Consider the following 13,024-nt stretch of genomic DNA (forward strand, 5'->3'; position numbering starts at 1 on the left):
CGGCGCGCCTCCCGGGCGCTGTCAACCGAGCCCCCTACCGTTCTGTTTCAGCGGGACAACCTGACATAACTCTAAGCCTGAGGTAGAGGTTGAGAGTTTGCAGAGGGGCCCAGCTACCTAGACCACAGCAGCAACCAGGGAGGAAGGCGACCATGACGCCTCCACACAACTACCTCGCGGTGATCAAGGTCGTCGGCATCGGAGGCGGCGGCGTCAACGCCGTCAACCGCATGATCGAGCACGGCCTCAAGGGGGTCGAGTTCATCGCGATCAACACCGACGCGCAGGCGTTGTTGATGAGCGACGCCGACGTCAAGCTGGACGTCGGCCGCGATTCCACACGCGGTCTGGGCGCCGGTGCCGACCCCGATGTGGGCCGCAAGGCCGCCGAGGACGCCAAGGATGAGATCGAGGAGCTGCTCAAGGGCGCCGACATGGTCTTCGTCACGGCGGGTGAGGGCGGTGGTACCGGTACCGGTGGCGCGCCCGTGGTCGCCAGCATCGCGCGCAAGCTCGGTGCGCTGACCATCGGTGTGGTCACCCGGCCGTTCTCCTTCGAGGGCAAGCGTCGCAGCGGCCAGGCCGAACTGGGCATCACCTCGCTGCGCGAAAGCTGCGACACCCTGATCGTGATCCCCAACGACCGCCTGCTGCAGATGGGCGACGCCGCGGTTTCTCTCATGGACGCGTTCCGCAGCGCCGACGAGGTTCTGCTCAACGGTGTCCAGGGCATCACCGATCTGATCACCACGCCGGGACTGATCAACGTCGACTTCGCCGACGTCAAGAGTGTCATGTCCGGGGCGGGCAGCGCCCTGATGGGTATCGGCTCGTCGCGCGGTGATGGTCGCGCGCTCAAAGCCGCTGAGACCGCCATTAATTCGCCGCTGCTGGAGGCCTCCATGGAGGGCGCTCAGGGCGTGCTGATGTCCATCGCCGGTGGCAGCGACCTGGGCCTGTTCGAGATCAATGAGGCCGCGTCGTTGGTGCAGGAGTCGGCGCACCCCGAGGCGAACATCATCTTCGGAACCGTCATCGACGACTCTCTCGGCGACGAGGTGCGGGTCACCGTCATCGCCGCCGGGTTTGACGCGGGTGGTCCCAGCCGCAAGCCGATCACCCCGGGTGGGGCCGCGGCACCTGGCACGGTGGCCCCCGGCAAGGCGGGAACGGTCAACGGTGGGCACTCCAATGGCACCAGCATCTTCGACACCATCGACGCGCAGAGCCTGCCCAGGGACACCAACGGTTCCACGGTGACGCTCGGCGGTGGCGACGAGGACGATGTCGACGTGCCTCCGTTCATGCGGCGATAAGCGAACGAACTACCCTTTGACGTATGGGTTTTCGAGTTCGGCGCGTCACCACCACTCGCCGTGGCGGAGTGTCGCGTGCGCCGTTTGACAGCTTCAACCTCGGCGATCACGTCGGAGACGATCCCGACGCGGTGGCGGCGAACCGGTCACGGCTCGCCGGTGCGCTGGGAGTGCCCGACGATCACGTGATCTGGATGCAGCAGGTCCACGGTGACCACGTGCATCGTGTCGAGGGCCCCGGCACGGAGGTGATTCCGGAGACGGACGCGCTGGTGACCACCGAGCCGGGTATCGCGCTGGCGGTGTTGACCGCCGATTGTGTTCCTGTGTTGTTCGCCGACGCGGCCGCGGGTGTCGTCGCCGGTGCGCATGCCGGCCGAGTGGGCGCCAAGCTCGGCATCGTGGCTCGGACCATTGATGCCATGGTGGCGGCCGGGGCTCAGGTGGAGCGCATCTCGGCCTTCCTCGGGCCCGCGGTCAGTGGTCGCCACTACGAGGTGCCCGCGGACATGGCTGCCGATGTTGAGCAGGCACTGCCGGGTAGTCGTACCACCACCGCGGCGGGTACCCCCGGCCTGGACCTGCGTGCCGGAATCGCCCGGCAGCTCTCCGGATTGGGCGTGACCGCGATCGATATCGACCCGCGATGCACGGTGGAAGACGCCGATCTGTTCAGTTACCGGCGGCAGCCGCGCACCGGCCGACTGGCATCGGTTATCTGGCTCGGCTGATGACGCGCACCGAGGAATTGAGTGCGGCACTGACCTCAGTGCGGGAACGGATCCGGGCCGCGGCGGCCGCGGTCGGCCGCGACCCGGACGAGATCCAATTGCTGCCGATTACCAAGTTTTTCCCCGCCAGCGATGTCGAGGAGCTGTACCGGTTGGGCTGCCGGGAGTTCGGGGAATCCCGGGATCAGGAAGCCGCGGCAAAGGTGGCCCAGTTGAATCAGGCCGGGCACACCGATATTCGCTGGCACATGGTGGGGAATCTGCAGCGCAACAAGGCGAAATCGGTTGCCAACTGGGCGTATTCGGTGCACTCGGTGGACAACTCGCGGCTGCTGTCCGCGTTGGACAGTGCACGCCGGGCAGCGGAGGAGAGCGCGCCGCTGCAGGTGTATCTCCAGCTCAGCCTGGACGGCGACACCGTGCGGGGCGGAGTGGATATCGCCGATGTCGCCGAGATCGACCGACTGTGCGCGGAGGTGGTCGCCAGCGAGCACGTGGAGCTTGCCGGACTGATGGCGCTGCCGCCTCGGGAGGCAGATCCCGACCAGGCCTTTCGTCGGCTCCAGCAAGAACATGAGCGCGTCCGGCAGCGCTATCCGCAGGCGCGTCGTTTATCGGCGGGAATGTCCAACGACCTGGAGGCCGCCATTAAATATGGGTCCACTTGTGTGCGTGTCGGAACGGCGTTGATGGGGCAACGACCGCTAACGTCACGGTAGATCGTCACTCCAGTCACATTTGCAACACAGCTGTAGAGACCGAGCGAACAACTGAACTCCATTTAGCCCAAGCACGGAAGGTCACGCGATGAGCACGCTGCACAAGGTCAAGGCCTACTTCGGCATGGCTCCAATGGACGACTACGACGACGAGTACTACGACGACGTCGACGCTCCCGCGCCTCGCCGTGCGCCCGTCGAGGACCGCCGGTACCCGCGTCGTGGCGAGCGGTTCGCCGACGATGCCGAGTACGGCTACGACGAGCCCGGCTACCGCGCGGGCGGCCCGAGCGGGTACGCGGACGAGGATCGCTTCGTCTCCCGTCATGCGCCGTCGCGTGAATTCGACCGTCCGGCACCGCGTCTGGGCTCCCTGCGGGGCAGCGCCCCGACCCGTGGCGCGCTTGCCATGGACCCGCGCCGCGCCGCGATCTTCGATGAGGGCAGCCCGCTGTCGAAGATCACCACGCTGCGCCCCAAGGACTACAGCGAGGCCCGCACCATTGGTGAGCGCTTCCGCGACGGCACCCCGGTGATCATGGACCTGGTGTCGATGGACAACGCCGACGCCAAGCGGGTCGTGGACTTCGCGGCCGGTCTGGCCTTCGCGCTGCGCGGTTCGTTCGACAAGGTCGCCACGAAGGTATTCCTGTTGTCACCAGCCGATATCGACGTCAGCGCCGAGGAACGCCGCCGGATCGCCGAGAGCGGCTTCTACTCCTACCAATAGCTCTCCCCAGCGATTTGGGTGCAGGAGGGTGCGGAAAACGCACCCTCGTGCACCCAAATCGCGTTTAGTGGGGCCGTGGATCGTGCGGGTCGTCGGGATCCGGGTCGCCGAACCATCGTGACGGCTGGTGTGCGCCGTATTGGTCGTGCCAGTCCCACCATTCGTATGCGGGGGACTGCGGGTAACCCTCCGGCGAGTCCTCCCACATCTCCTGGCGGCCCAGCGCCGTCATATCCAGGAACGTCCAGGTGTTGTTGAAGGCCTCGTCGCCGCGATTGTTGATGAAATAGGTGCGATAGGCGCGGTCGCCGTCCCGGATGAACGCGTTGTGCCCGTGCCAGTCGTGTACACCGAAATCGGTGTCGAAGGTGCTCTCGGGAACCATGGTGTACCAAGGGATCTGCCATCCCATGCGGCTTTTGATGCGCGCCAGGTCGGGCTGGGACCCGCGCGAGACGTACACCAGGGTGGTGTCACGGGCGTTGAGGTGGGCCAGGTTGCCGATGTGGTCCGCCATCAGCGAGCAGCCGACGCATCCGTGTTCGGGCCAGTCGCCGGTGCCCGGGTCGACGAACGCGCGGTACACGATGAGCTGGCGGCGTCCCCGGAAAAGATCGAGTAGGTTCACCGGACCCTCGGGGCCCGCGAATCGATAGGAGGTGTCCACCTCGGTCCACGGCATGCGGCGGCGTTTGGCGGCCAACGCGTCGCGGGCCCGGGTGAATGCTTTCTCCTCCACGAGCATCGCCCGGTGTGCGGTCTCCCATTCCTGTGCCGACACGATCGCGGGTGTCTTCATGGTTTTCCTCCTATCTGTTCGGTCTATTCGGTCTTTTCGATGCCTTGCAGGCTCTCGGCGATCTGCTTGATCCGCGCCAGTCGCCGGTCCCACGCGGCACCCACCGCGGTGAGCTGCTCGGCGATACGGGCGACCTGCTCGGTATTGGCGCGGTATTGCTTCTCCCGTCCGCTGGCGGTGGCATGGACCAGGCCGGCCTTGTCGAGGACCGCGAGGTGTTTGGTGACGGCCTGGCGCGTCACAGGAAGGCGATCGCTCAATGTGGTGGCGGTCGCCATTCCGTCGGTGAGGATGAGGTCGAATACCCGCCGACGGGTGGGGTCGCCGACCGCGGCCCACAGGTCGTCGTCGATGACCGCTGTCATGACCGGCTCGCCAGCGCGTCCACACACGGCGCGAGGCGGGGGAGGTGCCGCGCCCAGCCCTCCTCGTGTGCCTCGTACTGCTCGACGATCTCGTCATCGGTGCGGCCCTGATCGCGGAATCCGGCCTCGATCATGCGTACCCGGGTTCCGGTGCCCTCCGGAGTGAGCTCAAATGTCACCAGCAGCGAATTTTCAGGGTTCGCGGTGTGCCCTTCCGGATAACACCAACGGAACGAGAACCGCCGTGGCGGATCCACGTCGACGAGAGTGAGCCCGAAGACATGGATCTGGCCGGGCTCCTCGCCGTCGAAGGAGATCGCACCGGTCGCGCCGGGTACCGGGGCGAACTCGGCCTCGTCGGGCCACCACTGCTTCATATGTTCGGGCCGGCTGATGACGGAGAAGACGACTTCCGGGGCCGCCTCGATGTGCAGCTCCCGCTCGATCCGTTCGTATGACATGTCTCTCCCAACTCGCAACAATCGGTTGCGCTTCACGGTAGCGCCGCCGGGCACCACATGCAACTGTTGGTTGCGCAAAGTGTGGGGATATGGCGCGGTGCTGGGGATTCGCTGTGCGGCAGGCTGCCAGATCGGCCTGCCGGTAGGCTGATGGTGCTGTTATCAGAAGCCCGCGCGTGATTGTTCACGCTTGGCAGGTGAGGGGTCCGTTGACTCTGTTCTTTGAGATCATTGGTTACGCGCTTTTGCTCTTCTGTTTGCTGCTGTTCGCGCGCATAGTGATCGAGACTATTCAGTCCATTAGCCGTGACTGGCACCCACGCGGTGTCACGGTGGTCATTTTGGAGCTCATCTTCACCATCACCGACCCGCCCGTGCGGTTATTGCGTCGTCTCATTCCGCCGCTCTCGCTTGGTGCGGTGCGATTCGATTTGTCCATTACTTTGCTGCTTTTGGTCGGATTCTTTGGCATGAAGGTGGCCTTCGTGATGGCGGCTGGCTAAGCCGCCAGCGACGCATAATTTCGGTATTCAACTCACATCGATCTGGATACGAATGCGCGTCATATGCAAAGCCTCAGAGTATTTTTATGCACGTCAGAGGGATACTTAACACGCTCTGCTGCGACCGGCGGGTCTGATGTGACAGGATGGACGCCAGTTACAGTGAGACCGCATGTTCGTTTTACACTGCAATACGATTCCGGACGTCGAGACTTGATAGGGGCAGGCAATGCCGCTTACACCAGCTGATGTACACAACGTCGCGTTCAGTAAGCCACCCATCGGTAAGCGTGGATACAACGAGGACGAGGTCGATGCCTTCCTCGACCTGGTGGAGAACGAGCTGGCCCGCCTGATCGAGGAGAACTCGGATCTGCGTCAGCGGGTTCAGGAGCTGGATCAGGAGCTGGCCGAGGCCCGTAAGGGCGGCGGTGCCGCGCCCGTCTACGAGGCCCCCAAGCCCGAGAAGAAGCCCGAGCCCGCTAAGCCCGAGCCCACCCCGGCGCCCGTGGTGGCGGCGGCCCCGGCCGGAGCCTCGACCGAGGAACATCACGTCCGCGCGGCCAAGATCCTGGGTCTGGCACAGGACACCGCGGACCGGCTCACCGGGAACGCCAAGTCCGAGTCGGAAAAGATGCTCGCCGATGCTCGCGCAAACGCGGACCAGATTGTCAGCGAGGCACGTGCCACCGCGGACAAGACGGTCACCGAGGCACGGACCAAGGCCGAGGCGCTACTGTCGGATGCTCAGACCCGTTCCGAGACCCAGCTGCGCCAGGCGCAGGAGAAGGCCGATGCCCTGCAATCCGATGCCGAGCGCAAGCACTCGGAGATCATGGGCACCATCAACCAGCAGCGCACGGTGCTGGAGGGGCGTCTGGAGCAGTTGCGTACATTCGAGCGCGAGTACCGCACCCGGCTCAAGACATACCTCGAGTCTCAGCTCGAGGAACTTGGCCAGCGCGGCTCCGCGGCACCCGTCGACGCGGGCGCTTCGAATGAAAACGCATCCAAGGAAGCCGGTTTCGGCCAGTTCAACCGTGGGAACAACTACTGATTTAGATCGGTCTATGCTCGCGGCACGTATGAGGAGTGATTCGCGATGCTGATCGTCGCATTGGTGTTGGCCGCCGTCGGTTTGGCGGCTCTGGTGACGGCAGTGGTCACCAGTAATGAGGTTCTTGCCTTCGTATGTATCGCGGCGGCCGCCGTCGGCGTGGTGTTGATGATCATCGACGCGATTCGGGACCGGCATGCGGGTGCCCTGGAGTCCGATGAGGAGTCTGACGCGGACGAGGGTGAGTCCGACGAGGCGGAGCCGGAGGCCCTGGTCGCCGACGGGCCCGTCGAGGTCGACGCGAAAGATGATGCGGCGCAGGCTGATCCAACCGAGACGTCGGTGATCCCGCGGGTGTCGGAGCAGTCAGCTCCCGCCGCCGCAGTCAGCCTCAAGGAGGCAGCCACCGCGGCTCACCACCCGTCGGCCGAAGAGACTTACGAGCAGTTCGATGTTGACGACGAGGACGACGACGAGCCCCATCGGTCTTGATGGAGGGCTCTCGCCAGATGTCGCGTAGTGCACTTGTGGGCGTGGCCGCCGTCGCGGCGCTCGCCCTTTCCGCATGCCAATCCGCGGCACCGGCCACGGGCGGCCGGCCGGAAGCCACCATTGTGCTGGTGACGGCCCAGACAACGGTCCCACCGCCGTCGACGCCCAGCACCGTGGGCGAGGAGCCGGACGGTGGCGCACTGGCGGCTCCGGTCAGCCCGTTCGACACGACTTCCTTGGCGGTTATCAGGCTGGACCCGCCGCTGCTGCGCGCGGTGCAGGACGCGGCCAACAGTGCGGCGGCAGACGGTGTGACACTTCTGATTACGTCGGGCTGGCGGTCGCGCGCCTTTCAGCAGCAGTTACTCGATGATGCGGTGCAGACGTATGGAAGCCTGGCGGTCGCCCGGCAGTGGGTGGCCACCCCGGATGAATCGCACCATGTGCTGGGCAAGGCGGTCGACATCGGTCCTGCGGCGGCCTACGGCTGGATGTTGGCCCACAGTACGCAATTTGGTTTGTGCCAGGTCTTCGCCAATGAGAAATGGCACTACGAACTCACCGCCGACGCCGAAGGTCAGTGCCCGCCGCTGCGTACCAACGCGGCAGGCTGAAAGCGATGGGCTTGATCGCCATCGACAGTGCCGCGGTGTGACGTGAGTCATCGCTGTGCGGCCGGGGTAGCTACATGCGCGCCCAGCTTTTTCAGTAGCGTGGTGGACGATAAGTGATGTGCGTCAGAGACAGCACTGTTGGCGGGTGATTGCAAAGGGTGCCGAGATGACCGCTCCGATCTGGATGGCCTTTTCTCCCGAGGTCACCGCAACCATGCTTTCCGCCGGCCCGGGGCCGGGCGCGATGCTGGCCGCCGCCGATGCGTGGAGCGCGCTGAGTGCGCAATACGCCTCTGCGGCAGCTGAATTGACCTCAACGCTGAGTGCGTCACAGGCATCGTGGCAGGGGTTGAGCTCTGAACGGTATGTGGCCGCGCATGGTCCCTACTTGGCGTGGCTGGCACAGGCCAGCGACAACGCCGCAGTGACCGCCGCTGAGCACGGAGTGGCCGCCGCCGCCTACAGCACCGCACTGGCGACGACGCCCACGCTGGCTGAGCTGGCCGCTAATCATGCCGCCCACGCAGCGCTTATCGGCACGAACTTCTTTGGTATCAACACGATTCCGATTGCGCTCAATGAGGCCGAGTACGTGCGTATGTGGATTCAGGCCGCGCTGGCGATGACCACATACGAGGCGCTAGCCAATACCGCGGTGGCCGCGGTACCAACGTCGCAGCCGGCGCAGCCCGTGCTCAAGCCTGCCGGTGAAGCCGCGACGTTGGCCGCTAACGTGGGTAGCGCGGGAGCCTCGGCGTCTGCCGCGGAGTCCGGCGCCAACCTGGATGCCGCGGACGCGGGCTCGGATGTCCAGATGGGGGAGATGACCCCCAGCTGGTGGTCGGATAACCCGATCACCAAATTGCTGGCCGAATTCTTGCGCGCCCAGGGGGATTCAGTGCCTGGGGTTCAGGACCTGGCGAACTTGATCCAGTACCCGGTGGACACCCTCTACAACTGGCTGAATGGAACCAACGGCCTGTTCACCAACCCCGCCGGGTTCCTGACGAACACCTTCCCCATCATCCTCTTTACGCTGTATCAGGCGATTTTCCAGCCGGTCGGCTGGGGCACCTGGTCGGTCATCTTGAGTTCGCCGTTATGGCTGCCGTTTGCCAGTCTGGGAACCTTGGGATTGTTGGGATTGGAGGCCCTGGGCCAAAACGATCCGGCTGGGGAGGTACCCGGTGATCAGGTCGCGGAACACGTTCAGCGTGTCGACCACAGTTATCCGCTGACTGGCATGTCGCCAACCTCTGCGTCTGCCCCTGCGCCCGCGCCCACCAGCGCCCCCGCGCCCGCACCAGCGCCGGCCCCGGCACCCACCACACCGGTCGGTGCCGCTGAATTTGCCGGCTATGCGGTGCGCGGTGACTACCCCGAAGAGGGCTTCGGTCCCACATTGAACGACACGACCGGTGCCAAGGCACCCGCCGCCGGTATCGCTGCCTCGGCGGTGGCTGCCGCACAAGCTGCTGCCCGCGATAAGACACGGTCGCGCCGTCGTCAGCGCAAGAAGTTGATCGAACGTGGGTACGGCAACGAGTACATGGACATGGACGGCGGCGGTTCTGCTCCGGAACCGGCCCCGAAGGACGTCGTCACGGCCTCGGATTCGGGCGCTCGACTCAGGGTCGATGCCGGTGTGCACCAAGGCTTTACCGGAACCGAGATCAAGAAGGATGCCGCGGACGCGGTAGGCATGCACAGCCGGGATCGCAGCGAGCTGAGTAGCGGAACTACCAGCCCGCTGTTACCGAGTAACTGGGGGACTCCACAGGACCCGCCGGGAAACTGAGCGGCGGGACGTACGCGATCCTCGGCCTCGCGGGCCGACTAGGGCCCGCCGGTCTTCCGGTGACGGCGACTACCGACCTAAGTCGTGTCGCACTGAGTGTCCGAGGGGGGACTTGTCCGTCTACGACACGGGTCGTGGTCTGGCGATTGGGGCGCTGACCGCTTCGGTCAAGCACCGGTCCACGTTTTTCGCTCAATCGCAACCCTGAGGAGCTCGCCCATCGGGCGGCCAGCCGTCGGTACCGGACTCAAGCGGAATATTCAGAGATCGAAGCAGGATCGAAAAGAGCCGCCAATTGGCGATTGCTCCGACAAGTTCGACCAAAACGGCGTGATCGCTATTGAATGCCTTCTGGCACCCAGCCCAGTTTTCCTCGGAGATGACCCCGTCGCGTACCACATCATCGGTCGCTGCGAGGACCGCACGCTCGACTGGCCCGAGGCTTTCGGAATTCTGCCAGTCGCGCACCGCCAGGAGATCATGCTCAGGCACGCCGAGCAGTGTGGCGATTCGCCAATGTTGAGTCCATTCGTATTCGGAGCCAGTAATCCAGCCGATGCGCATGATGACCAGCTCGCGTAGCCGCGCGTCAAGGGAACCGCGGAAGAGTAACGCGTCTAGCAGCCCATACAGCGCAACCGCCACACGCGGCTGATGAAGTGCCACGCGGAATACCGACAGGTCTGCCAACTCTTCGGGCAACCCACATTCGGCAGCTCGCAGCTGGGCCTGCTCACGGTCGAGCATCGGTACGCGTTCCGCCATGGTCACGGGTGGCCCTCTCTGTTGAACCTCTGCCCACGCCGTTAGGGCGTGGGCAAAAAGACGTTGTGCAGCGCCCCACTTGATCGGGCACTTTCATCTGCAAGCGAAGTGAGCAGCTGCGCGAGCCCAGCGAATCCGGTTGATTCTCTGGTGATCCGGTCGAACGGCCAGCGGCCCAGGGCGAGAATCTCGAGGGCTGCCCGGTGGGCGGGATACTCCACGCCGAGTGCGCCTACGACGTGTAATTCTTTATAGACCAACAAGTCTGGTTCAAACCGGGGCGTGCCGCCTCCTCCACGGGTGCCGGCCACCACAATTGTGCCGCCGGGCCTGGCAAGGCCGACGGCATCGGCGAACGCGGAGGGTGCTTTAGCGGTGACGTCGACGACCACGTCGGCAAGCCGTCCGCCTGTCTCACGCTGGAGCGCGGTCACTGCATCGTCCTGCGATACATCGATGGGCAGGTCGACACCGAATGATCTGGCTATGGCCAGTCGTTGTTCGTCGCGTGGGCCTACGCCGGTCATCGCGACGAACGCGGCTCCCGCCTCTTTGGCCGCCACCGCCGCACAGATTCCGCGGATGCCGGGCCCCAGGATCGCTACGACGTCCCCGGCCTTGGTGTCGGGAAGAGTCGCCCCCCACTGGATACCGGCCCCGAGAGGGTTGAACAACGTGGCGAGAACGGGGTCCATGTCTTCGGCAATCGGGAGCAGCATCGCGTCCCACGGAAGCTCCACATGGGTGGCGTATCCGCCCCATAAGCCCGCGCCGACCTCCACGTCGACAAACCCGAACATGGTGGCGATGCCGTTCACCGCGCACCGCCGGTATTCGCCGCGGCGGCACTCGGGGCAGTCTCGGCAGGACCGGAACACCTCAACGGCCACGCGCTGGCCGGCTTGTACACCCCAGCGTTGGCCAGCCGCAGCGCCAACATGTTCGACGATGCCGACGATTTCGTGCCCTGGAACGAATGAGAAGCCGGCAGGCAGGTGTCCGGTGAATTGTTCGTGATCTGTTCCGCACAGACCGCATGCTTCAACTCGCAGGATCGCACCCCGGTCGCCGACGTCGGGGATGGTCATCTGGCGCCGCTGCAGACTCCGCGGTCCGGTCAGCACCATCGCCTCGGCGATCATGGAAGCTCGAACCCGGTGAACGACCCTGTGTTTCGGAGGCACACCGTTTTACCTACGTACATTTCCGCGCCCATCGCCTCGGCGATCTGCGGATCGTCGCTGCGTGCGACGACTCTTTGCCCGTCGGACAGGTGCGCGATGATCGGAGTCCATCGAGGTTGGCCGTCTCGGTCGTAGACGACGGTGTATCCGTCGACTGTCGCGCAACCGGTCGCCTCGTCGGCGCCTGCGACGGCCAGCCGCGATGAATCGATTTGAGCTTGTTCGACCGCCGTGTCGAGCAGTCGCCACCCGGCTGGTGGCGGGGTGGCCGACCACACACCGACCGAATGCTTCGTCGAATACCACCCGAGGCCGGTGACGAGTCCGGCATCGGTTGGGTCGCGTCGGCACCGTCGGACCATCTCCACGATCGAGTGGCTGACGTAATTGTTTCCGGGACCGCCGTGATAAGGCAGGCCTCCGGTTACTGTGAGGCCTCTGTCGTCGAGGGGGTCCAAGTCGAGAGCCTCGGCAGCCATCTCAATTGCCGACGGGAAGCAGGAGTAGAGGTCGAACCACCGGATGTCGTCGGTGGTCAACCGGCCCGCATCGAGAGCCTTCCGTGCCGCTACCTCGATACCCGATGAGCGGCTGAGGTCCGGCCGTTCCACGGGGAAGTACACGTCGTTGCAAGTCGCTGCTGACCAGGGAAAGACCCAACGATCGCGCGCGACGCCTAATTCGTCCGCCACCTCGGCCGCCATGAGAATGAAGGCGGCAGCCATGTCGACGGACATGATGCTGTTGAGCAGCTTGGGATAGGGCAAGCAGACCATGCGGTTTTCCGCGGTGACTTCGCTGAGTTCGGTGGCACTTCGTGCGCGTGGGAACCAGGCCTGTTCCGGATGGCGTGCCGCCTCGGCTGTGAACGGGGCCATCAGCGTGCCCAGCCACTCCCGTTGAGCATCGAAGTCGCGGCCGTGGCGCGCGGCGATCGCGGACTCGAAGATGGGATACACCTCGTGCGGCCAACTCAGACCCACCGACAATTCGGCTTGACTCAGCCCGGGGCGGGCGTCGCCCAGGGATTCGTCGTCGGAGCGGGGTGGGGGCGGCGAGTCGAGAAGTGCCCCGCCCTGAAGCTTGCGTGCGGAATGCCCGCTCTCCGCCCCGACGACCAGGACGACATCTGCACGGCCTTCGCCTATTTCGCCACCCAACACTTCGACGAGATACTGCGGGGTGTTTCCGCCGACGGGACAGCTGATGCGGCGGGCGGGACTGATGTGCATCGCTTCGGCGATCCTGCTGGCGGGATTGTCGCGCGGTATGACCAGGATGCCCGGAGTCGCGACGGTGTCGATGCGCCGCTCGACCGGGCGACTTGCGTCTTTGACCGCGCGGCGTGCGGCTTCTACCGCCAAGTCGATCGGGTCCACGAAGTCGTTCCCGCGATGGGTAACTTCGCCCACGCCGACGACAACCGGGGTACGCGCTTCTACCAACATCGGCATCGGCATCCGCTCAGGGCCACGGGGCTGACTTGAGAC

15 protein-coding genes are annotated in these 13,024 nt (G+C 65.0%); 9 read left to right on the forward strand and 6 right to left on the reverse strand.

The window, feature by feature from the left end:
• Positions 1-152 precede the first annotated feature (152 nt).
• From ftsZ to ABG82_RS10780, 4 genes are all read left to right on the forward strand, one after another.
• Positions 153-1,316 (forward strand): cell division protein FtsZ, encoded by a 1,164-nt coding sequence (gene ftsZ, locus ABG82_RS10765; RefSeq protein WP_043077568.1) that lies wholly within the window; start codon positions 153-155, stop codon positions 1,314-1,316.
• A 23-nt stretch (positions 1,317-1,339) separates the two neighbouring features.
• Positions 1,340-2,047, forward strand: a complete 708-nt coding sequence (gene pgeF, locus ABG82_RS10770) for a peptidoglycan editing factor PgeF (protein WP_043077567.1) — start codon at positions 1,340-1,342, stop codon at positions 2,045-2,047.
• Positions 2,047-2,766 (forward strand): YggS family pyridoxal phosphate-dependent enzyme, encoded by a 720-nt coding sequence (locus ABG82_RS10775; protein ID WP_043077566.1) that lies wholly within the window; start codon positions 2,047-2,049, stop codon positions 2,764-2,766. The genes pgeF and ABG82_RS10775 overlap by 1 nt, the downstream gene beginning before the upstream one ends.
• A gap of 88 nt (positions 2,767-2,854) precedes the next feature.
• A complete protein-coding gene (locus tag ABG82_RS10780; RefSeq protein WP_043077565.1) occupies positions 2,855-3,496 on the forward strand; it encodes a cell division protein SepF in 642 nt (213 codons plus the stop codon).
• A gap of 64 nt (positions 3,497-3,560) precedes the next feature.
• Here the strand turns inward: ABG82_RS10780 and ABG82_RS10785 are convergent, their stop codons facing one another.
• The 3 genes from ABG82_RS10785 to ABG82_RS10795 are packed head-to-tail and all read right to left on the reverse strand — an operon-like array spanning position 3,561 to position 5,121.
• The gene (locus ABG82_RS10785; RefSeq protein ID WP_043077564.1) at positions 3,561-4,295 is read right to left on the reverse strand and encodes a DUF899 domain-containing protein; all 735 of its coding nucleotides are present in this window, start codon (positions 4,293-4,295) and stop codon (positions 3,561-3,563) included.
• A gap of 23 nt (positions 4,296-4,318) precedes the next feature.
• Positions 4,319-4,660, reverse strand: a complete 342-nt coding sequence (locus ABG82_RS10790) for an ArsR/SmtB family transcription factor (RefSeq protein WP_043077563.1) — start codon at positions 4,658-4,660, stop codon at positions 4,319-4,321.
• Positions 4,657-5,121 carry an SRPBCC family protein gene (locus ABG82_RS10795; protein ID WP_043077562.1) on the reverse strand — a complete coding sequence of 155 codons (465 nt, stop codon included), beginning with the start codon at positions 5,119-5,121 and terminating at the stop codon, positions 4,657-4,659. Before ABG82_RS10795 ends, ABG82_RS10790 begins: the two co-directional genes overlap by 4 nt.
• Positions 5,122-5,330: 209 nt before the next feature.
• Here ABG82_RS10795 and ABG82_RS10800 point away from each other — a divergent pair, with 209 nt between their 5' ends.
• The 5 genes from ABG82_RS10800 to ABG82_RS29240 all read left to right on the forward strand — a co-directional run bounded on the left by ABG82_RS10800 (position 5,331) and on the right by ABG82_RS29240 (position 9,585).
• Positions 5,331-5,624: a YggT family protein gene (locus ABG82_RS10800; protein WP_043077616.1), complete on the forward strand. Its 294-nt coding sequence runs from the start codon at positions 5,331-5,333 to the stop codon at positions 5,622-5,624.
• A gap of 229 nt (positions 5,625-5,853) precedes the next feature.
• The gene (gene wag31 / locus ABG82_RS10805) at positions 5,854-6,681 is read left to right on the forward strand and encodes a DivIVA-like cell division protein Wag31 (RefSeq protein ID WP_043077561.1); all 828 of its coding nucleotides are present in this window, start codon (positions 5,854-5,856) and stop codon (positions 6,679-6,681) included.
• A 45-nt stretch (positions 6,682-6,726) separates the two neighbouring features.
• Positions 6,727-7,173, forward strand: a complete 447-nt coding sequence (locus tag ABG82_RS10810; protein ID WP_043077560.1) for a hypothetical protein — start codon at positions 6,727-6,729, stop codon at positions 7,171-7,173.
• 17 nt (positions 7,174-7,190) lie between these two features.
• Positions 7,191-7,787 (forward strand): M15 family metallopeptidase, encoded by a 597-nt coding sequence (locus ABG82_RS10815; RefSeq protein ID WP_043077615.1) that lies wholly within the window; start codon positions 7,191-7,193, stop codon positions 7,785-7,787.
• Between the two features lie 166 nt (positions 7,788-7,953).
• Complete coding sequence (locus ABG82_RS29240) at positions 7,954-9,585, forward strand: PPE family protein (protein ID WP_043077614.1); 1,632 nt, start codon at positions 7,954-7,956, stop codon at positions 9,583-9,585.
• A gap of 192 nt (positions 9,586-9,777) precedes the next feature.
• On the opposite strand, the gene ABG82_RS10825 is transcribed toward ABG82_RS29240, so the two are convergent.
• The 3 genes from ABG82_RS10825 to ABG82_RS10835 are packed head-to-tail and all read right to left on the reverse strand — an operon-like array spanning position 9,778 to position 12,982.
• Entirely contained in the window at positions 9,778-10,356 is a 579-nt protein-coding gene (locus tag ABG82_RS10825) for a carboxymuconolactone decarboxylase family protein (protein ID WP_014382408.1), read from the reverse strand.
• Positions 10,357-10,391: 35 nt separating this feature from the next.
• Entirely contained in the window at positions 10,392-11,492 is a 1,101-nt protein-coding gene (locus ABG82_RS10830) for a zinc-dependent alcohol dehydrogenase (protein WP_017205332.1), read from the reverse strand.
• On the reverse strand, positions 11,489-12,982 hold the full coding sequence (locus ABG82_RS10835; protein ID WP_024445489.1) for an acetyl-CoA acetyltransferase: 1,494 nt from the start codon (positions 12,980-12,982) through the stop codon (positions 11,489-11,491). Before ABG82_RS10835 ends, ABG82_RS10830 begins: the two co-directional genes overlap by 4 nt.
• Positions 12,983-13,024 lie beyond the last annotated feature (42 nt).

Source organism: Mycobacteroides immunogenum, from assembly GCF_001605725.1.
In the GTDB taxonomy this organism is placed as follows: Bacteria; Actinomycetota; Actinomycetes; order Mycobacteriales; family Mycobacteriaceae; genus Mycobacterium; species Mycobacterium immunogenum.

Coding starts and splice junctions, on each gene's coding strand:
- ABG82_RS10780 (WP_043077565.1), top strand. CDS start 2,855: ATGAGCACGCTGCACAAGGTCAAGGCCTACTTCGGCATGGCTCCAATG.
- ABG82_RS10795 (WP_043077562.1), bottom strand. CDS start 5,121: ATGTCATACGAACGGATCGAGCGGGAGCTGCACATCGAGGCGGCCCCG.
- ABG82_RS10830 (WP_017205332.1), bottom strand. CDS start 11,492: ATGATCGCCGAGGCGATGGTGCTGACCGGACCGCGGAGTCTGCAGCGG.
- ABG82_RS10785 (WP_043077564.1), bottom strand. CDS start 4,295: ATGAAGACACCCGCGATCGTGTCGGCACAGGAATGGGAGACCGCACAC.
- pgeF (WP_043077567.1), top strand. CDS start 1,340: ATGGGTTTTCGAGTTCGGCGCGTCACCACCACTCGCCGTGGCGGAGTG.
- ftsZ (WP_043077568.1), top strand. CDS start 153: ATGACGCCTCCACACAACTACCTCGCGGTGATCAAGGTCGTCGGCATC.
- wag31 (WP_043077561.1), top strand. CDS start 5,854: ATGCCGCTTACACCAGCTGATGTACACAACGTCGCGTTCAGTAAGCCA.
- ABG82_RS10815 (WP_043077615.1), top strand. CDS start 7,191: ATGTCGCGTAGTGCACTTGTGGGCGTGGCCGCCGTCGCGGCGCTCGCC.
- ABG82_RS10790 (WP_043077563.1), bottom strand. CDS start 4,660: ATGACAGCGGTCATCGACGACGACCTGTGGGCCGCGGTCGGCGACCCC.
- ABG82_RS29240 (WP_043077614.1), top strand. CDS start 7,954: ATGACCGCTCCGATCTGGATGGCCTTTTCTCCCGAGGTCACCGCAACC.
- ABG82_RS10775 (WP_043077566.1), top strand. CDS start 2,047: ATGACGCGCACCGAGGAATTGAGTGCGGCACTGACCTCAGTGCGGGAA.
- ABG82_RS10810 (WP_043077560.1), top strand. CDS start 6,727: ATGCTGATCGTCGCATTGGTGTTGGCCGCCGTCGGTTTGGCGGCTCTG.
- ABG82_RS10835 (WP_024445489.1), bottom strand. CDS start 12,982: ATGTTGGTAGAAGCGCGTACCCCGGTTGTCGTCGGCGTGGGCGAAGTT.